Source organism: Lentzea sp. NPDC005914, assembly GCF_040629405.1.
Taxonomy (GTDB): Bacteria; Actinomycetota; Actinomycetes; order Mycobacteriales; family Pseudonocardiaceae; genus Lentzea.
Window position 1 is genome coordinate 18,429 of record NZ_JBEXVQ010000052.1, and the last position, 18,969, is coordinate 37,397.

Sequence of the window (18,969 nt, forward strand, 5' to 3'; positions counted from 1 at the left end):
GAGATTCAAGCGCACTTGATGAACTCGAGCGAATGGCCGCCACCCCGCAGGTTCACGGTGCCGGCGGCCTGGATGCCGAGCAGCGTGCACACGATCTGCTGCACGGCGGCCTGGCTGAGCAGCGAGACGTCGGTGGAGATGCTCACGTCCAGGCCATTCGCCACGCGGTCGACGGTGGCGGGGGCGGCGTCGAACGGGACCTCGGTGCTGAGGCCGCGGTTCTGCTCGGCGTTGGTGGGGCCCTGGGCGAGCAGGGCGACGACGTCGAAGCCGCTCAGGCTGCCCTGGGGGCGGTTGACGGCGACGACCCGGCCATCGGAGACCCAGTAGAGCGCGGGTGAGGTGTTCTCGACGGGGCCGCTCGGGGCTTCGAGGCCCGGGATGGGGTCGGTCGGCCGGATTCCGCACCCGGTGACCGCGAAGAGCAACAACAGGATCCAGAGCCTCACAGGTCACCGCTCAGCGGCAGCCGCAGCGTGAACAACGCCCCGCCGCCCGGCCGGTTCGCCGCGATCAAGGTCCCGCCGTGCAACCGCGCGTTCTCCCACGCGATCGCGAGCCCGAGCCCGGACCCCTCCGACCGCCCACGAGCCGAGTCGGCCTTGTAGAACCGCGCGAACACGTGCGGCAGCACCTCGGCGGGCAGCCCGGGACCGGAGTCGGCGACCTCGATGACCAGCGACGACTCCACCACCGACAACGACACGGAAACCGGTGGAGCCCCGTGCCGCAGAGCGTTGCCGACCAGGTTCGCCACGATCACGTCAAGCCGCCGCGGGTCCAGCCGGGCCCGCACGCCCGAAGGCAACGAGGCCGTCACCTCGAACCCGCGCATCCGCAGTGTCCGCGACACCACCTCGGCGACGTCCACGTCGTCCAGTGCCAGCGCCGCGGTCCCCGAGTCGAACCGCGTGACCTCGATCAGGTCGTTCACGAGCCGGGTCAGGTTCTGCGTCTCCCGGTTCACCAGCCGCGCGGCCTGGCCGGCCACCCCTGGCAGGGCGGCGGTCTCGGCGTCCAGCACATCGGTCACCGCGGTCATCGCGGCAAGAGGAGTCCGCAGCTCGTGCGACACGTCAGCCACGAACCGCCGCGCGTCAGCTTCCATGCGCTCCAGCTCACCGACGTGGTGCTCCAGAGAAGAAGCCGTGCTGTTGAACGTGGTGGCGACCTCGGCCAGTTCGTCGCGTCCACGTACCGGCACGCGAGCGGACATGTCGCCCTGCCCGAGCCGGAAAGCCGCCATCCGCAGCTCGCGGACGGGCCGCAGCACTCCGCGTGCCGCGAAGAAGGCCATCCCCAGAGCCAGCAGCAGCCCGGCGGCGCCGATCAGCCACGCGTTGCGCGCGAGCTCGTCGACGAACTCGATCTCCGAGGTGAACGGCCGCAGCACGTACACCTCGATGCCGGAGCTGCCGCCGCCGGAAACCCGCATCTGCATGCCCACGACGAGCCACACCCCACCCGCGTAAGGCACCCGCTGCCAGCCCACCCGCCCGGACGACACCAGGCCGCGCAGGTCAGCGGTGATCACCGAAGCGTCCATCGAGCCAGCGGAAACACCCCGGGCCTGGGCGAGAGCCATGCCCTCGCGCCCCGAGACCTTCCCGGCGATCCTCTCCAGCAGGGCGGCGTCCGGTGGCCGGGCGGGCAACGGGTACAGCTGCTCGACGCGGTTGGTCGTCTCGATCACGGCGTTGTCCTGGGCCCGCTGCACGATCGCGTCGCGCGCCCGCACATATCCGGCACCCGACACGGCGACCGCGGTCACGATGCTCAGGAACGCGAAGGCGAGCAGCAGCCGCAGACGCAGCGTCACAGTGGTCCGAAGCGATAGCCGAAGCCCCGCACGGTCTGGATGTAGGAGGGAGCCGCCGGGTCGTCCTCGATCTTCGAACGCAGCCGCTGCACGCACGCGTCGACCAGCCGCGAGTCGCCGAGATAGCCCTGGTCCCACACGGACTCCAGCAACTGCTGCCGCGACATCACGCGACCGGGCGAGGACGACAGCTCCAGCAGCAACCGCAGTTCGGTGGGCGCCAGCGACACCGGACGGCCGAGCCGGGTCACCACGAGACCCTCGCGGTCGAGCGTCAGGTCCCCGTAGCGCTCGGCCACGACCTCGGGCGCCGAGACGGACGACCGCCGCAGCACAGCCCGGATCCGCGCCTCCAGCACACGGGCCTGTGCGGGCTTGGCCACGTAGTCGTCGGCACCGGCCTCGAGACCGGCGACCACGTCGATGTCGTCGTTGCGCGCGGTCAGCATGATGATCGGGAGATCGCCGGCGGCCCGGATCCGACGGCACACCTCGAACCCGTCCACGCCCGGCAGCATCAGGTCCAGCACGACCACGTCCGGCGCGACGCTCATCAGCAGTTCGAGGCCCTCCTCGCCCGTGCGCACCGCGTCCACGGTGTGTCCCTGGTAGGTCAGGGCGAGCGACAGTCCCTCACGGACCGCCTCGTCGTCCTCGATCAGCAGTACGCGCGGCATGCCCTCCAGCCTTCCCGACGGGTCTCATGAGGACGTTCTTGCCACGTCATCGTTGCGTAACGACCGCCCGTGCGCAGTTGTTGCACTGCCATCACTCAGCGCGGACACAGGTTCGAAAGCCTCAGCGACATGCGAAAAGTGCTACTGGCGACGAGCTTCGCGCTGGCCGCGATGATCACCTCCGTCGCGCCGGCGTCGGCCATCCGCGGCGGCGTCGAGGCCCCAGCGCCGTATGCGTTCTCCGGGTCGTTGCAGCGGCCCGACTCACCGCGCGAGGACGGCCACACGTGCGGCGTCACGCTGGTCGCCCCGAGCTGGGCGGTCACGGCGGGCCACTGCACCAAGAACAGCCCCAGCGGTGCCCAGGTCGGACGGCCGAAGAACTGGACGGTCCGGCTCGGCACCACGGACGCGGGCAGCGGCGGTGAGGTGATCGCCGTCGAGCGGTTCGTCACCTACACGCGGTATCCCGTCCAGGACGGGGACATCGGGCTGCTCAAGCTGAAGAAGCCCGCGAGGACCAAGCCCGTCGCACTGCCGTCAGCGCGGCCGGCCGACGGCACGAAGACCCGGATCCTGGGCTGGGGCATGACGTGCGACCGGCGTCAGCCCGAGTGCTACCCAAAGTAGCTGCGCGAGGCCGACACCGTGATCCAGCCCGCGGCGCAGTGCGTGCTCAGCGGGATCAAGGAAGAGCGCGAGCTCTGCATCGGCGCGACGGACGGCAGCGTCGCCGCCACGAACATGGACTCCGGCGGCCCGGGACTCCTCCGCGAGGGCGACCGCTGGGCCATCGCCGGCGTCGTCAGCGGCAGCAACGGTGACGACCAACCCGTCCTCTACACGGACATCAACTACTTCAAAGGGTGGATCAACGACGTCGTCGCCGGCAAAGTCGACCCTCCGGACACCCCGGTGCCGAACCTCGAAGGCGGCGCGGTGCTGGCCGGCGTGTGCTCGGCGTCCGTGGTCAGGACGGACAGCACGCTGCCCGGCGACCCGGCTCTGCTGCTCACCAACGGCCACTGCGTCCCGGAACGCCCGGCACCCGGTCAGACGCTGAGGGACGTGGCGGTGGAGGTCCCCGTGACGATCGGCGACCGTCAGGGCTATCTCCAGGCGAAGGCCAAGACGACGACGCCACCGTCGTCGGCGTGCACAGCACCGGCAACGACAGCGGTGAGCAGTGCACGGCCAACAACCCCTGCGAGGTCGCAGCGGACGGCACGGTGACAGTGCACCAAGGCGCCCGCTACGGCCAGCAGATCACGCACCTAGCCGCTTGCGCACGAACGCGGACGCCTGGTCGACCACAACAACAAGGAGCAGCACCACGAGGATGTGCGTGACCATCTCGTCGAACCGGAACAGCTTGATCGACTGGTTGATCAAGAAGCCGATCCCGCCCGCGCCGACCAGGCCGAGCACGAGCGACGACCGCACGTTCACGTCCAGCCGGTAGAGCAGAAGTCCCGCGAGAGAAGGCATCACGGTGGGGAGCACCGCGTGCAGCGCGATCTGCGGACCGGACGCCCCGGTCACCTTCAACGCGTCGCGCGGCCCGCGGTCGCTCTCGTCCATCGCCTCGGCCCAGAGCTTGCCCATCACACCGGTGTTGTGGAACACCAAGGCCAGCACGCCCGCGAACGGCCCGAGGCCGACCGCGGTCACGAAGATCAGCGCGAACACGACGTCCGGTACCGAGCGCAGGAACGACAGCACTGCACGTGCCGCCTGCTGTGCCCACACTGCGGAAGTCGTTGCGCGGGAAGCCAGCAACGCGAGGATGAGTGCGAACGGGATGGAGAACGTGGTGCCGAGCAGTCCGATGTAGAGGGTGATCACGGCGGCTTGGAGCGACTCGCCGAGCACCGAGAAGTCCGGTGGCAGCGACTCGGCCAGGAAGTCCGCCATGCCGTCCCAGCCGGCGATCAGGGCGCCGGGGGAGAACTCGGTGGCACGCCAGGCGAGTACGTGAATGGCGACGAAGACCGCCACGACGACCCAGACAGCGGTGGACGGCCAGCGCCGTTTCGGAACTGCGATCGTCATGCCGCCACCACCGTCTGCATCTCCACGATCCGGTGCGCGTAGGTCCGAGCGAGCTCCGGCTGGTGCAACACCGCCACCACCGCAATGCCCTCCGCGGCCAGGTCCACCAGCAACTCCATCACCTGCACGGCTGCCTGCGGGTCGAGCGCCGACACCGGCTCGTCCGCGAGGATCACGTTGGCGCGCTGGCACAACGCCCGCGCGATCGCCACACGTTGTTGCTGCCCACCGGAAAGCCGCGCGCACCTGTCCAGTGCCCGATCCGCGAGCCCGACCCGGTCGAGGCACTGCATGGCTTCTTCTCTGACCTCGTGCGGGAAAGTCAGCGATCGGTGCAAGGGAAGTCGGCCCAGAGCGCCGGAACACACGTTGTCCAAAGCGTTGCGGCGGCCGACGAGGTGGATCTTCTGGAACACCAAGGCGGCGTTCCCGCTCACCTCGACCGAGCCGCCGTCCGGGGTCTCCAGCCCGACCACGCAGCGCAGTGCCGTGGACTTGCCCGAGCCGTTCGGCCCGAGCAGCGCCACGAACTCCCCGGCCTCGACGCGGAGGTCGAAGCCGTCCAGCACGGTGCGGCCGCCGAAGGACTTGCGCAGGCCGCTGACGGCGAGCATCAGACGTCCTCTTCCTTGAGGCCCAGCGTCGTCGCAAGGTCGAAGAGGACCTTGTAGGTGTCGTTGTCCACCTGCACGAGCGGTCCGGACGGGGTGACGTCGAGGAACGCGCCGACCTTCTCCACGTCCGCGGTCTCCAGTTCCAGCAACGCCTTGCGCACCTTGTCCTTGAAGGACTGGCCCAGGTCGCCGCGCACGGTGATCGGGTCGTTCGGGATCGGCTCGGACTTCCAGATCTGCCGGAACCTCGACTCGTCGAACGTGCCCGCGGCCTTGGCACTGGCGAGCTGCTGGCTGTTGATCTCGCCGGCGTCGACCTTGCCGTTGATCAGCGCGAGCATCGCCTCCGGGTGGCCACCGGCGTAGTCGAGCTTGACATCGGCGACGCCGGACTTCTTGAGGCCGTAGCGGGGAAGCGCGTCACCGGACGCGGAACCGACGCTGCTCAGCGCGAGCGATTTCCCTTTCAAGTCCTCGATCTTCTGCAGCGGCGAGTCCTTGCGGACCCAGATGCCGGCGGTGTAGCTGGTGAGCTTGCCGGTGCCGTCGGCGAACGACGCCAGCGGCTCGGCCTTGGCCTTCTGCGAGGCGAACACGTAGCCGAGCGGGCCGAACTCGGCGAGCTCCAGCTTGCCGTTGCGCATCGCCAGCACCTCGGCGGCGTAGTCGTCGACGATCTGCAGCTCGACCTCGCAGCCGAGTTTGCGGGTCAACGCCTTCGCGAGCACCTCGTAGGCGGGCTTGAGCTTGTCGGGGGCCTCGTACGGCTCGACGCCGAAGCGCACGCGGCCGTTGTTCGGGCAGTCCCCACTTGTGGCGGAGTTCGTTGTGCCACAAGCGGTTGTCAGGATCAGCGTCGCGGCGAGGACGGCACTGAGCTTTCTCATCACAGCTCCTGGAGGAGGTCGTCGAGCACGGCCGGGGCGAGGCCGAGCGCGGTGGTCATGCCGATGCCGGAGGTGACCGAGACGGCCCTGGTGAGGGGAACGGGCGTCGCGGTCAGGAAAGGTTCTGGGGCCGACGCGTAGATGCCGCGCCAGCGTTCGAGGACGCGCAGGGTGGGAACGCCGAGCAGCCGGGCCGTCTCGGTGAGCACCAGGTCGTCCAGGTGCTCGGGCCGGTAGGGATCGACCGTGCGGCTGTAGTGGTGGGTGTCGCCGATGGTGAGCGAGCCGTCGGGGAGTTGGGTGAACATCAGGTTCAGCCCGGCCTCGACGAGCTCGGGGTGGTCATGGGTGAGGCGGGCGCGGACCGCGTCGAGGCCGGGGCACCGGGCAAACGCGTCGTAGCGCAGCATCGAGAACCCCGTCAGCACGGCCGGGTCGATCACGCCGCCGTGCGCGACGCGCAGCATGCGCAGCTGGCAGCGCTGGATCTGGCGTTCTGCCGCGATGTCCGGGAAGAACCTGTCGACGTCGTGCCCGACCGCGACCACGGCCGCGCGGCAGGGGATCTCGCCGCGGGTGGTGCGGACCAGGCCCGGCTCGACCGTGAGGACGTTGGTGGACCAGTGGAACGTCACCCCGCGCCTGGCCAGCAGAGCGGCTATCGAGTGCACGGCTTCGCGCGGATTGACCCGGATGTCGAGGGGGAGCAGGGCCGCGCCGAGGATCGAAGGATCGTTCAACGATCCGGATGTGGGATTGTTGAACAATTCTACGTCTCGGACCTCGGCGAGCTCGTGCAGCACCCGAAGCTCGTCCTCGTGACGTGCGACAACGAGCGTGCCCGACTCGCGCAGCCAGAAGCCGGCCTCGCGAGCGAGCTTCAGCCACTCCTCGCGCGCGGCCATCGCGTACTCGTAAGCCACCCCGTCCTGAGCGGTGAAGCAGCCGTGCCCGAAGTTGCGCACGGACGCGCCGGCCGCGTGCTCGTCGCGCTCGACCACGGCGACGGAGAAACCCCGTTGCACCGTGTGCCAGGCGTGCGCGAGGCCGACGATGCCCGCGCCGACGACCACCAGGTCCACACTTGTCATGACAAGAACGATGAGCGGACGAAGAACCAGAATCAACGGCCGTCCTGATGTGTTCACTTGGTGTTCAGACTTGTTATGACATGTATGGTTGGCGGCATGGAGATGCCCCTTCACGAGCGCATCGCGGCCGATCTGCGGCGCCGCATCGCCTCCGGTGAGCTGGCCGTCGGCGATCCCGTGCCGTCCGAATCGCAGCTGTGCGCGCAGTGGAACGCATCGCGCGCGCCGGTCCGGCAGGCGCTCACGACGCTGCGGGCCGAGGGCATGATCGGCGGTGGTCGCGGCAAGCCCGCGGTGGTGCGCCGGCACACGCTGTCGCAGCCGTTCGAGACGTTCCTGTCGTTCTCCAGCTGGGCCGCGGGCCTCGGACACGTTCCAGGACAACGAACCCTCGAGATCGCACGCCGTCCCGCCGACGCCGACATCGCGGACGCCCTGCAGCTCGACGAGGGCACGCCGGTGGTGCAGCTCCTCAGGCAGCGGCTGATCGACGGCAGGCCGACGATGCTGGAGCGCACGACGTTCGTGGAACCGGTGGGGCGCCTGTTGTTCGACTTCGACTGCGACAGCGGCTCGCTCTACCGGTACCTGGGGGAGCAGGGCGTCGACATGACCCTCGCCCGCCACCAGATCGACGCCGTCGCGGCGGACGAGCAGGACAGCGAGCTGCTCGAAGTTGCTTTGGGCGCACCGCTTCTGCGGGAACGGCGGCGTGCGTCCGGTGTGGACGGACGGCCGGTCGAGCACTCCGACGACCGCTACCGCCCGGACATGGTCAGCTTCTCGATCGAGAACTCCCAGCAGGCGCACCCGGCGCTGCTGCGGGACTGGAGGGCCTCGTGAACAGCGTCGTGAACAGCGCCGTCAAGATCGACCTGGCCGTGCTGGACATCGCCGGCACCACCGTTCAGGAACACGGGCTGGTCTACAAAGCGCTGGCGGACACCGTGATCGCGGCGGGTGGCGACGCGAGCGACGTCGGCGACTGGATGGGTGCCGACAAGTACGAGGCGATCTCGTCGATGCTGGGGAAGTCCGTTGTGGACGCCGAGTTCGAGGACTTCCACGACCGGCTCTCGAAGTTGTACGCCGAGACGCCGCCGACGCCGTTGCCCGGCATCCCGGAAGCGTTGGCACAGCTGCGGTCGCGGGGCGTGAAGGTCGCGCTGACGACGGGGTTTGACCGGCCGATCGTGGACGGGCTGCTGGACGTCCTCGGCTGGGGCGAGGGTGTGCTGGACGCGGTCGTCTGCGTGGACGACGTGCCGGCGGGCCGCCCGGCGCCGTACATGATCTTCAGGGCGATGGAGCTGACCGGTGTCCGCGACGTCCGGCGCGTGCTGACCGCCGGCGACACCGTGCGCGACCTGGAAGCGGGCACGAACTCGGGCGCGGGCTTCGTCGTCGGTGTGCTGAGCGGCAGTCAGACCGAGGACGAGCTGAAGGTCTTCCCGCACACGCACCTGCTCGGCAGCGTCGCGGAGATCCCGGCGCTCGTCTCCTAGTCGAGTGCCGCGGTGTGGCGCAGCTGCTCCGGGCTCGGGTCCGTCACCAGTACGTTCAACGCCGCCGCGAACTGGTCGAACCGCCGGTCGAACTCGGCCAGTTCTCGCGACGGCTCGGCCACCAGCGCCGCCCGGCCCGCCTTGGGGATCGCGGTCGCCAGCGCGTCCCGCAGGGGCTGGGCCCGGCGCAGAGTGATCAGCAGCGTCCACAGCCGTTGCTCGACCAGAGCGACCTGCACCGGATCACCGGTGACCCGCAGGAAGTCCGAACGCATGGCCGTGGCGCGGCGGCGTTGCTCGAAACACGTGAAGTCGTCCGACGTGACCACCTGACCCTCTGGTGCGGAGCGGGCCAGCGACTCCTCCGACCGGAACCGCCGCACAGGCACGGTCCCGGCCGGGTTCCACATCCACCAGAACGTCATCCGACCAGGTCGTCCGCGTCGACGATCTTGTACGCGTACCCCTGTTCCGCCAGGAACCGCTGCCGGTGCGCCGCGTATTCGGTGTCGAGCGTGTCGCGCGCGACGACCGAGTAGAAGTGCGCCTGCCGTCCGTCGCCCTTCGGACGCAGGATCCGGCCGAGCCGCTGGGCCTCCTCTTGGCGCGAGCCGAACGTGCCGGACACCTGGATGGCGACCGAGGCTTCGGGCAGGTCGATGGAGAAGTTGGCGACCTTCGACACGACGAGCGTCCGCACCTCGCCGCGACGGAACTTGTCGAACAGCTCCTCGCGCTCCCTGTTCTTCGTCGATCCCTTGATCACCGGCGCCCCCAGTTCCTCGCCAAGCTCGTCGAGCTGGTCCAGATAAGCACCGATCACGAGAGCCGGCTCGTCGGGATGCTGGTCGAGCACCCGGCGGACCACGGGAATCTTCGTCCGGGCGGTCGAGCAGAGCTTGTAGCGCTCCTCGGGCTCGGCCGTCGCGTACTGCAGCCGCTCGTTGTCCGTCAGGGTCACGCGGACCTCGGTGCACTCGGCGGGCGCGATCCAGCCCTGCGCCTCGATGTCGCGCCACGGCACGTCGTACCGCTTCGGCCCGATCAACGAGAAGACGTCGCCTTCCTGCCCGTCCTCGCGCACCAACGTCGCTGTGAGCCCGAGGCGGCGACGTGACTGCAGGTCCGCGGTCATCCGGAACACGGGCGCCGGCAGCAGGTGGACCTCGTCGTAGACGATCAGGCCCCAGTCCCGCGAGTCGAACAGCTCGAGGTGCTTGTACTCGCCCTTCGACTTGCGGGTGATCACCTGATAGGTCGCGATCGTGACCGGCCGGATCTCCTTGCGCTCACCGGAGTACTCGCCGATCTCCTCCTCCGTCAAAGACGTGCGCGCGATCAGCTCCCGCTTCCACTGCCGGCCTGCCACGGTGTTCGTGACCAGGATCAACGTGGTCGCCTGCGCCTCGGCCATCGCGGCCGCGCCGACGAGCGTCTTGCCCGCGCCGCACGGCAGCACGACGACGCCGGAGCCGCCCGCCCAGAACGCCTGCGCCGCGAGCCGCTGGTAGTCGCGCAGCTTCCAGCCGTCCTCGTTGAGCTCGATCGCGTGCGCCTCGCCGTCGACGTACCCGGCGTGGTCCTCGGCCGGCCAGCCGACCTTGAGCAGCAGCTGCTTGAGCCGCCCGCGCTCGCTCGGGTGCACGATGACGGTGTCGTCGTCGATCCTCGCCCCGAACATCGGCGCGACCTTCTTGTTGCGCAGCACCTCCTCGAGCACCGCGCGGTCGTTGGAGTGCAGGACGAGGCCGTGCGCGGGGCTGTTGGTGAGCACCAACCGCCCGAACCGGCTCATCGTGTCGACCACGTCGACCAGCAACGGCTGCGGCACTGGGTAGCGGCTGAACCGCACCAGCGCGTCGACCACCTGCTCGGCGTCGTGCCCGGCTGCACGGGCGTTCCACAAAGCCAGCGGCGTCACGCGATACGTGTGCACGTGCTCGGGTGCGCGCTCCAGCTCGGCGAACGGCGCGATCGAGGTCCGCGCGTCGTCGGCGAGCGGGTGGTCGACCTCGAGCAGCAGCGTCTTGTCCGACTGGACGATCAGGGGGCCATCGGTCACGGGTACAAGTCTCCCTGACGACGCCAAATGCGTTCGACCTGCGTCAACTGGCGATAACAAGTGTGAGGCGACACACGCAGCCAACACGCCGTGTCGTAGTTTCTCGCGCATGAGCACCGAGTCGACTGATCCCGTCGAGCCACCGGCGTCGGTGGACCCGGCTCCCGGGAAGACCGAGACCGCGGAGTCCACCCCGGAAACGGAATCCACCCCGGAAACCGAGGCCCCGGAGACCGCGACGGACACTGCGGAGGCCGAGCCCGACGAGATCGAGGACGAGCCCCCGACAGCGGTTTCGGCGGGTTTCGGCGACGCCGACGAGTCGCCCAGGCAGAACAAGTGGCTGAAGCCGGTGATCATCGCCGTGCTGGCGGTGGTCCTGGTCGGTGGTGGTGCCTGGGCGGTCACCGCGCTCAACGGCACCAAGGTCGGCGACTGCGTGAGCGCGTCGCCGAAGGACGTGGACAAGCCGGACGGCGACTGGAACGTCTCGTCCAAGGGCTGTGGTGACGCGGCCGCCACGCACAAGGTCGCCAAGGTGCTCAAGAGCGCCGACGACCCGTGCCCCGACGAGGGCATCTACGAGCCGGTCAAGTCCGGTGGCGACTCGCTGTGCCTGATGCCGAACCTCGCCGAGGGCAAGTGCTACACCTCGGGTGACGACGGCGCCTTCAAGACCGAGGCCTGCACCACCGAGTCGCCGGTGAAGATTGTGAAGAAGGTCGACGGCCTGCCCGAGGAGGGCACGGTGTGCCCGGAGGGATCGAGCGAGCTGCGCTTCAGCGAGCCGGCGTCGGTCTACTGCATGGGCGTGCACGAGGGTTCCTGATCGGGTGAACTCGGTTGAGTTGATCATCGACTGACGCCGATACCCAGGCCATGAAGAAGGTCGGCCTGGGTATCGCCGTTGTCGTCGCGCTCGTCCTGCTCGGCGGGTTCGTCCTGAACCAGCTCGGCGGCGCGGCCGAGGCGGCCAGGGTCGGCGACTGCGCGCGCATCTCGGGCTCGCACGACAACCCGCGGTACCAGGCGCTCGACTGCGCCTCGGAGAAGGCGACCGTCAAGATCGCCAAGATCCTGCCGTTCAACGAGCAGAAGTGCCCGTCCGGTGGCATGGACTACTCGACGTACATGGGCGACTCCACGTTCTGCCTCATGCCGAACTTCGTCGAGGGCGCCTGCTACGGCCAGGACCCCGAGAGCGGCATCGCCAAGGTCGACTGCACCACCAAGGACTCGGTGAAGGTCGCCAAGGTGCTCACCGGCCAGACCGACCGCGCCGCCTGCGGGGACTCGCGCGCGGCGGTCTTCCCGGAACCCGCCGTCACGTTCTGCCTGCAGCGCGGCGACCAGCAGCAGTGATCTTCGCGTAAAGCCCCTCGGCGCCGGAGTCCACATGGGAACCTCTCCGGCGTGATGAACGAGGAGGCCGCGCCCAGGACGAGCGCGGGCAAGCGGGTCCTGACGTACGCGGCCACGCTGGTCGTCGCGGCCGTCGCGATCTACGGCCTCTCGGTGTTCCTCACCCCGATCCACCCGCCGAAGCAGGGCGACTGCGCGTTCCTCACCGGCGACATCGGCCGCTACGAGGCCGTCGACTGCTCGGGCAACGCGAACTACCTGATCGAGGGGACGGTGGCCACGTCGCAGTCCTGCCCGAACGGCGAGGACTCGACCTGGGTGCCCGTGCGGCGCATCGACCCCAAGATCCGGTTCTGCCTCGCCCCGCTCTACGACGAGGGCGAGTGCTATCCCGAGGACAGGTCCGGCTACGACATCAACGCCGTGGACTGCTCGGACGAGAACGTTTTCAAGGTGCTGAGCGTGAGCCGGAACGTGCCGGCGCCGGCGTGCGCGGCGGGTGAGAGGCCCCGCGCGTACCCCGCCGTGAAGCTCACCTACTGCCTCGGTCGCGGCTAGCGATCGCCTGGCTACCAAGCGGCCGTAACGTTTCCGTAAAGCTCCGGCGGATTTCTCGGCCGCGTGGCAATCTCAGCGCTCGGCCATGTCGGGGGGCATGGGCTGTTCGGCGTAAGCGAAGTTCGCGCGAACGGCCCGGCCTATCAGGCTTTTTGAAACCGGAGCCGGTCCCAACGGCTCCGGTTTCGCCGTCTTTTGCAAGCCCATCGGAGAGGAATCCAGTGACCACCCCCAACTACCCGCAGCAGCCTGGGCCCTACGGCCCGCCTCCCGGTGGGCAGCCGCAGCAGCCGTACGGTCAGCAGCCCGGCCAGTTCGGCCCGCCGCCCGGCCAGGGTTACCCCGCAGGTGACCCCTACGCGCAGCCGCAGGGCCAGCCCGGCCAGCCGGGTCAGCCCGGTCAGCCCGGCCCGTACGGACCGCCGCCCGGTGGCATGCCTCCCGGTCAGCCCATGCCGTACGCGCAGCCGCCGAAGAAGGGCGGTGCCGGCAAGGTCATCGGCTCGATCCTCGGGTTCATCCTGATCGCGGCCGTCATCGCCGTCGTGAAGTTCGGCATCGGCAGCGGCATCAACGCCATCACCGAGCCGGACGCCAAGGCCGGCGAGTGCGCGAGCGTCACGGGCACCACGATGAGCCCGAAGTACAAGAAGGTCGACTGCAACGCGGCCGAGGCGAACTACATCATCGGCAAGGCCATGAACTCGACCACCGAGGCGTGCCCGAGCCAGGACTACGCCGAGTACACCGAGACCGGCCGCCGCGGCTCCGCCCTGAAGCTCTGCCTCGTCGAGAAGCTCGAAGAGGGCAAGTGCTACCAGGAAGAGCTCGTCAAGATCAACATGGAGGGCATGAAGCCCGTCGGGTGCCCGTCGGCGCCCAACGAGTTCGCCATCCAGAAAATTCTCAAGATCGAGAAGTTGGTCAAGGCCGCGACCGCCGAGTGCGGTGAGGCGACCGCCGTCTCCTACGCCGAACCCGCGCCGGGAATCACCTACTGCGTGGTGGCCGTCGAAGGGAAGTGAAAAAAGGCGGGCCGTGAAAATCGGCCCGCCTTTTTCATGTCAGTTTCATGTCGAGCGACAACTAATTGGTCGTACCCGGCGGCAAAAGTTGCTGCACGTCGAGACGGCCGGACAACACGTCCTCGGTGTCCATCATGTCGGCGACCCGCTGGAGCCGGATCGGGTTCAGTGACAGCGGGAACGTGCCCACGGACACGAGCGCCGCGGTCGGCTGGTCGACGTCGGCGTAGCTGGTCAGCGAGTCCTGCACGGCCAGCTTGTTGGCCTGCGCACGCTGCTGCGCCTCGCGCAGCACCTCGCGGAACGCCTTGAGCGTCTTCGGGTTCGCCTCGGCGAACTTCTTCGTCGCCGCGTAGCCGGACATCGGGAAGTCCAGTGTCGGGCCGCGCGCGGTGTCCGTGAGGATCTTCGCGCCGATGTTGCGCTGGGCCTTCGTGATGAACGGTTCGATCATGAACGCCGCGTCGACCTGGCCGGCCTTGAGCGCGTTCTCCATCTCGCCGAACGGCATCGCCCGGAACTTGATCTTCTGCTTCTCGACCGCGGCGGTGTCCAGCACGGCACGCGTGGTCAGCGCGCCGATGTCGGTCTCGCTGTTCACGGCGATGGTCGGCTGGGGCTTCTTGCCGGGGTCGTCGTAGTCCGACGCGGCCGACGTGACCAGCGCCATCGAGTTCGGACCCGCCTGGTAGGCCTCGCCCTGCAGCTGCAGTTCGGTGCCCTCGGCAACGGAGCGGAAGAGGCTGACGTGCGTGGCCCACGTGATGTCGAGCGTGGTGTCCAGCTGCTTGATGGCCTCGGCCTCGCTGGGCTGGGTGACCAGGTTGACCTGCAGACCGGCCTTCTCGAAGAGCTTCTCGGTCAGTGCGATCCGCAGCGGGGCCACGTCGACGACCGGCAGCACGCCGATGCGCAGGATGTTGCGCTCCACGTCCGCGGTGCCGCCGTTCGACGAACTTCCGAACAGGCTGCAGCTCGCGGTCAGAACACACGTGATGAGCACTGCGGCAAGCCGCAGAGCTTTGGCTCGGGTAGCCATGGCACCTCTCGCCGGTAGGCCTTGAGTAGCATCAAATGATCAGTGAGTGTCGCCACAGACCAGGTAGTCCGCAGTCCCAACAGCGCGTTCGGACGGACATGGGGCGTGCCGACAACCGGGGATGTTAACCACCTGAACGTATGAAACGACACCCCGTCTCGATACGGTGAGTGCTTCTGGAGACTTCCCCCGAGGCGGGGGTGGCCATTACGCTCCCCGCCGGGTGGCACAGGTCGCAGTAGGGGATCGTGTCTTCAGAACGGGGTAGGGCGCCTTACCGGGCGAACAACCTCTGTGCTGCAATTCGGCCCGTTTGACGAGTCCATGCTCGGTCCTGGGGAGAGACCGGGACACTGCTGCTGGAAGAGGAAGCCCAGAGTGGCCCGACGTGAGAGAGGTCCCAGCCAGTTTGGCGTGGGTGACACCACACGCTCCGAAAGGCCCGAATCGGGTGACGGACTGGCTGCGCTGGGTAACGGCACCGTGACGGCGACACCGGACGTGGTGAAGACCGACAACGGCACCGGACCCGGATCAGGACCTGCCGCCCGATCAGCGCCCTGGCGCCTGCGCAACTGGAGGTTGCGCACGAAGCTGCTCGCCGTCCTGCTGATCCCGACGGTCTGTGCGCTCGCCCTGGGCGGCTTGCGCGTGCGCACCGACCTCGAGGCCGCGACGGAGTTCAACAACCTCGCGAACCAGATCCGCCTGGAGACGGCTGTCGCCGACCTGGTGCAGCAGCTCCAGCGCGAACGAGACCTGTCGGTCAGCTACGTCGCGTCGAACAAGAAGGTCGACCGCGTCGTCCTCGAGCGTCAGCTGCGCCGCGTCAACGACACCAGCGAGGCGTTCAACGCCAAGATCTCCGAGCTGAGCTCGGACCTGAGCCCGGCGGCCGTCGAGCGCTTCCAGGTCGCCGCGAAGCAGCTCGACCGCCTGAACAGCCTCCGCAACTCGGTGCGCGACACGCAGTACCCCGCGGAAGCCGTCCAGCGGACCTACTCGGAGTCCATCGAGACGCTCATCAACCTCGGTGAGCAGACGATCTCCGAGATCAACGACCCCGAGCTGGTGCGACTGCACCTGACCACGAACGCCATCGCGCGGATCAAGGAGCAGGAGTCGCTCAAGCGGGCGATTCTGCTCGACGTCTTCCAGCGCAAGGCGTTCACGCCGTCCCAGCTGCGTGCCCTGCAGGCAGCCGACGCCGAGCTCGAAGCCGCGCGAAACGACTTCCGCAAGTCCGCGACGCCCGAACAGGCCAAGATCTACGACGACACCGTCACCGGCCTGATCGTCGACACCGCGAACGACATGCAGGAATCGGCGATCAACCAGCAGTCCGGCACGGGCAAGAAGGACTTCACCCAGCTGACGTCCGAGAAGTGGGACATCGCCGCGACGCTGACGGTGAACCTGACCCGGGACGTCGAGAACCTGCTGGTCGAGCAGCTGCAGAACAAGACGGACGTGGCCGCCGGCGACGCTCGCCGCAGTGCCTACATCCAGTCCGGCGTCGTGCTCGTGGTTCTCGCGCTCGCGTTGCTGATGGCGCTGTTCGTCGCCCGCTCGATCCTCAACCCGCTGCGCACGCTGCGCCGCACCGCCCTCGACGTCGCCGACCACGGTCTTCCGGACGCGGTCGAGCGGATTCTCGCGGACCCGAACCCGGAGGACGCGGCCAAGAACGCCGTCGAGCCGGTGCCGGTGCACACGCGTGAAGAGATCGGTCAGGTGGCGCGCGCGTTCGACGCGGTGCACGGTGAAGCGGTGCGACTGGCTGCTCAGCAGGCCCTCCTGCGTGACAACGTCAACGCGATGTTCGTCAACCTGTCGCGTCGTTCGCAGGCCCTGGTCGAACGTCAGCTGAACCTGATCGACCGGCTGGAGCAGGACGAGCAGGACCCGGACCAGCTGGCCTCGCTGTTCGAGCTGGACCACCTCGCGACCCGCATGCGCCGCAACTCGGAGAACCTGCTGGTTCTCTCGGGCACGGACCTCTCGCGGCGCCTGACCCGGCCCGTCCCGGCCGCCGAGGTTCTCGGCGCCGCGGTCTCCGAGGTCGAGCAGTACGCCCGCGTGCAGGTCGGCCAGACCCCGGACCTCACCGTCCAGGGCCGCGCGGTCAACGACCTCGTGCACCTCATCGCCGAGCTGCTGGACAACGCCACGGCGTTCTCCGACCCGGTCACCAAGGTCACCGTTCGCACGGCGAAGACCCGCAAGGGCGAGCTGGCGATCGAGATCCAGGACCGCGGCGTGGGCATGGGCGACCAGGAGATCCTCGACGCCAACGAGCGTCTGGCCGACCCGCCGGACGTCGACGTCGCCGTCTCCCGCCGAATGGGCCTGTACGTGGTCGCGCGGCTCGCCAAGCGCCACGACATCAAGGTCCGCCTGCGCGGCAACGAGGACATCGAGGGCGGTACGACCGCACTCGTCATCGTGCCGGAGACGCTCATCGCGTTCCCCGGCCAGGCGATGCCCTCGACGCCTCCGTCCGGTTCCGGTTCGCTGGCCTCGGCGTTCGGCATGCCGACCCCGGCCCCCGGCCTGGCCTCGACCGAGCTCACGACCGAGATCGGCACGACGGCCAGCAGGGCCAGCGGCATCGCGGGCGCGTTCGGCGGAGTCACCGGCTCGATGCCGAAGATCGACGAGTCGAGCCCGAGCAACCCGAGCATCCCGGTCAGCTTCGTCCCGAGCGCGCTCACCGACACCGGTGCGGGCGCGACGGCGGTGCCGGTCTACAGCGAGACGCCGATCGAGGACTCGACGCCGTCCGAGCGGTGGCGGCGCGACCAGCTGGCGGCGGTGGAGCCCGAGGGCTCCTTCGGCGAACCGACCCTCTTCACGGCCTACGAGGACCGTCAGGAGGACTCCGGCGAGATCTCCTTCGAGCCCGGCTACGAGACCACGCAGTTCGTGCCCATCCCTCCGACGGGCGCGGAACCGACCTCGAGCAACGGCGTTTCGCGGGCCCAGGTGGACAACGGCCTCACCGATTCCGGGCTGGCACACCGCAACGGCACGTCGGAGACCTCCCGCAAGCAGGTCGAGCACGACCTGGACGCACCGACCGAGCGCCTGCCGATCTACGAGGCGGTTCTGTCGCAGTGGTTCCAGTCGGTCGGCAGCGAGACGTCCGCGTCCTCGGCCGCCCCGGTTCCTCCCGCAGCGGAGAGCACTGAACCCGCGGAGACCAACGGACGTGTGGACTCCAGGCTCGGCAGCGTCGACAAGGCCGGCAACACCGACAAGGGTGGTGTCGAGTACATCGACGAGCCGGTGACGACCCCTCCGCTCTCGGACGGGCCCGAACCGGAACTGCCGACTCGTCAGCGCAAGCCCGTCCCGGCGGTGGCACCCACCACCACGTCGGCCGCTGGTCTCCCCGTGCGCCAGCCGCGCGCGAAGGTCCAGCCGGCGGTCGAGGAAGAAGTGATCGCACCCGCCGAGCAGGAGCGAGCTGTGGAACCGGAGCCCGTTGTGGAGGAGACTCCAGCGGCGGCACCCACTTCCGAATCGGCCTGGCAATCGCCTGCCGATGAGGGATGGCAGGCGGCTCAGGCGTTGTTGAACAAGACGCCGGAGTCGAAGACAGCGGCAGGATTGCCGAAACGGACACCGAAGGCTCAGCTCGTGCCAGGATCTGCAGCACCCAAGCCGCAGGGAACGACACAGACAGCGCAGCGGCCCCCGCTGCCGCCTCGTACCGCTGATGCGGTGCGCGGGCGCATGTCGAGCCTTCAGAGTGGTGTGCGGCGAGGCCGGCACGCATTGATCGAGGCATACGCTGGTGACCAATCGAGCCGGCAGAACGAGGAGCAGGAGTGACGACCGCAGCGCAGCCAGGCAGCTTTGGTTGGCTTATCACCGACTTCGTGCGGAGGGTGCCCGGAGTGGCACATTCCGTCGTGGTGTCCGCGGACGGGCTGTTGCTCGCGGGGTCCCAGGGCCTGCCCAGGGACCGTGCAGAGCAGCTCTCCGCCGTCGCGTCCGGACTGGTCAGCCTTACACAGGGCGCGGCCCGCTGCTTCGAGGCAGGCGGGGTCAACCAGACCGTTGTCGAGATGGAGCGGGGTTACCTGTTCCTCATGTCGATCAGTGACGGCTCGTGTCTCGCCGTCCTGGCGGCACCAAACTGTGACATCGGCCTTGTGGCCTACGAGATGACGCTTTTGGTGGAGCGAGTCGGTCAACAACTCACCCCTGAGCTGCGCGCGCAGCTTCAGGGTGTGGTCCGTCGCTAGACCTCACTGGCAGTTCAGGGGTGAG

The 18,969-nt window shown here is 68.7% G+C and carries 18 protein-coding genes and 1 pseudogene; 9 read left to right on the forward strand and 10 right to left on the reverse strand.

Going from position 1 to position 18,969, the window contains the following annotated elements; genetic code table 11:
* Positions 1–5: 5 nt before the first annotated feature.
* The 3 genes from ABZ345_RS43440 to ABZ345_RS43450 are packed head-to-tail and all read right to left on the reverse strand — an operon-like array spanning position 6 to position 2,496.
* Positions 6–449, reverse strand: a complete 444-nt coding sequence (locus ABZ345_RS43440) for a hypothetical protein (protein WP_359860948.1) — start codon at positions 447–449, stop codon at positions 6–8.
* Positions 446–1,819 carry an ATP-binding protein gene (locus ABZ345_RS43445; protein WP_359860949.1) on the reverse strand — a complete coding sequence of 458 codons (1,374 nt, stop codon included), beginning with the start codon at positions 1,817–1,819 and terminating at the stop codon, positions 446–448. The genes ABZ345_RS43440 and ABZ345_RS43445 overlap by 4 nt, the downstream gene beginning before the upstream one ends.
* Positions 1,816–2,496 (reverse strand): response regulator transcription factor, encoded by a 681-nt coding sequence (locus ABZ345_RS43450; RefSeq protein WP_359860951.1) that lies wholly within the window; start codon positions 2,494–2,496, stop codon positions 1,816–1,818. Before ABZ345_RS43450 ends, ABZ345_RS43445 begins: the two co-directional genes overlap by 4 nt.
* Positions 2,497–2,667: 171 nt before the next feature.
* On the opposite strand from ABZ345_RS43450, the pseudogene ABZ345_RS43455 reads away from it, so the two are divergent.
* Positions 2,668–3,729, forward strand: a pseudogene (locus tag ABZ345_RS43455) (serine protease).
* A gap of 33 nt (positions 3,730–3,762) precedes the next feature.
* Here the strand turns inward: ABZ345_RS43455 and phnE are convergent.
* The 4 genes from phnE to ABZ345_RS43475 are packed head-to-tail and all read right to left on the reverse strand — an operon-like array spanning position 3,763 to position 7,140.
* A complete protein-coding gene (gene phnE, locus ABZ345_RS43460; protein WP_359860953.1) occupies positions 3,763–4,548 on the reverse strand; it encodes a phosphonate ABC transporter, permease protein PhnE in 786 nt (261 codons plus the stop codon).
* Positions 4,545–5,162 (reverse strand): ATP-binding cassette domain-containing protein, encoded by a 618-nt coding sequence (locus tag ABZ345_RS43465; protein ID WP_359860954.1) that lies wholly within the window; start codon positions 5,160–5,162, stop codon positions 4,545–4,547. The genes phnE and ABZ345_RS43465 overlap by 4 nt, the downstream gene beginning before the upstream one ends.
* Positions 5,162–6,049, reverse strand: coding sequence for a phosphate/phosphite/phosphonate ABC transporter substrate-binding protein (locus ABZ345_RS43470; protein WP_359860956.1), 888 nt, complete (start codon positions 6,047–6,049; stop codon positions 5,162–5,164). Before ABZ345_RS43470 ends, ABZ345_RS43465 begins: the two co-directional genes overlap by 1 nt.
* Entirely contained in the window at positions 6,049–7,140 is a 1,092-nt protein-coding gene (locus ABZ345_RS43475) for a TIGR03364 family FAD-dependent oxidoreductase (RefSeq protein WP_359860958.1), read from the reverse strand. Before ABZ345_RS43475 ends, ABZ345_RS43470 begins: the two co-directional genes overlap by 1 nt.
* A gap of 96 nt (positions 7,141–7,236) precedes the next feature.
* Here ABZ345_RS43475 and ABZ345_RS43480 point away from each other — a divergent pair, with 96 nt between their 5' ends.
* Both ABZ345_RS43480 and ABZ345_RS43485 read left to right on the forward strand, forming a co-directional pair.
* The gene (locus ABZ345_RS43480) at positions 7,237–7,983 is read left to right on the forward strand and encodes a GntR family transcriptional regulator (RefSeq protein ID WP_359860960.1); all 747 of its coding nucleotides are present in this window, start codon (positions 7,237–7,239) and stop codon (positions 7,981–7,983) included.
* The gene (locus ABZ345_RS43485) at positions 7,980–8,645 is read left to right on the forward strand and encodes a phosphonatase-like hydrolase (RefSeq protein WP_359860962.1); all 666 of its coding nucleotides are present in this window, start codon (positions 7,980–7,982) and stop codon (positions 8,643–8,645) included. The genes ABZ345_RS43480 and ABZ345_RS43485 overlap by 4 nt, the downstream gene beginning before the upstream one ends.
* Here the strand turns inward: ABZ345_RS43485 and ABZ345_RS43490 are convergent.
* Positions 8,642–9,070: a hypothetical protein gene (locus ABZ345_RS43490; RefSeq protein WP_359860964.1), complete on the reverse strand. Its 429-nt coding sequence runs from the start codon at positions 9,068–9,070 to the stop codon at positions 8,642–8,644. The two genes, ABZ345_RS43485 and ABZ345_RS43490, sit on opposite strands and share 4 nt — an antisense overlap.
* Positions 9,067–10,707, reverse strand: a complete 1,641-nt coding sequence (locus ABZ345_RS43495; protein ID WP_359860965.1) for a DNA repair helicase XPB — start codon at positions 10,705–10,707, stop codon at positions 9,067–9,069. Before ABZ345_RS43495 ends, ABZ345_RS43490 begins: the two co-directional genes overlap by 4 nt.
* Before the next feature lie 109 nt (positions 10,708–10,816).
* Here ABZ345_RS43495 and ABZ345_RS43500 point away from each other — a divergent pair, with 109 nt between their 5' ends.
* From ABZ345_RS43500 to ABZ345_RS43515, 4 genes are all read left to right on the forward strand, one after another.
* The gene (locus tag ABZ345_RS43500; protein ID WP_359860967.1) at positions 10,817–11,536 is read left to right on the forward strand and encodes a hypothetical protein; all 720 of its coding nucleotides are present in this window, start codon (positions 10,817–10,819) and stop codon (positions 11,534–11,536) included.
* A 50-nt stretch (positions 11,537–11,586) separates the two neighbouring features.
* Entirely contained in the window at positions 11,587–12,069 is a 483-nt protein-coding gene (locus ABZ345_RS43505; RefSeq protein ID WP_359860969.1) for a hypothetical protein, read from the forward strand.
* Between the two features lie 51 nt (positions 12,070–12,120).
* Complete coding sequence (locus ABZ345_RS43510) at positions 12,121–12,627, forward strand: hypothetical protein (RefSeq protein ID WP_359860970.1); 507 nt, start codon at positions 12,121–12,123, stop codon at positions 12,625–12,627.
* 221 nt (positions 12,628–12,848) lie between these two features.
* Complete coding sequence (locus tag ABZ345_RS43515; protein ID WP_359860972.1) at positions 12,849–13,652, forward strand: hypothetical protein; 804 nt, start codon at positions 12,849–12,851, stop codon at positions 13,650–13,652.
* Positions 13,653–13,713: 61 nt separating this feature from the next.
* Here ABZ345_RS43515 and ABZ345_RS43520 read toward each other — a convergent pair whose 3' ends face one another.
* Entirely contained in the window at positions 13,714–14,691 is a 978-nt protein-coding gene (locus tag ABZ345_RS43520; protein ID WP_359860974.1) for an ABC transporter substrate-binding protein, read from the reverse strand.
* A gap of 483 nt (positions 14,692–15,174) precedes the next feature.
* Between ABZ345_RS43520 and ABZ345_RS43525 the strand changes: the two genes are divergently transcribed.
* Positions 15,175–18,528 carry a nitrate- and nitrite sensing domain-containing protein gene (locus tag ABZ345_RS43525; RefSeq protein WP_359860976.1) on the forward strand — a complete coding sequence of 1,118 codons (3,354 nt, stop codon included), beginning with the start codon at positions 15,175–15,177 and terminating at the stop codon, positions 18,526–18,528.
* Entirely contained in the window at positions 18,525–18,944 is a 420-nt protein-coding gene (locus ABZ345_RS43530; protein ID WP_030470879.1) for a roadblock/LC7 domain-containing protein, read from the forward strand. Before ABZ345_RS43525 ends, ABZ345_RS43530 begins: the two co-directional genes overlap by 4 nt.
* The last annotated feature ends 25 nt before the right edge of the window (positions 18,945–18,969 follow it).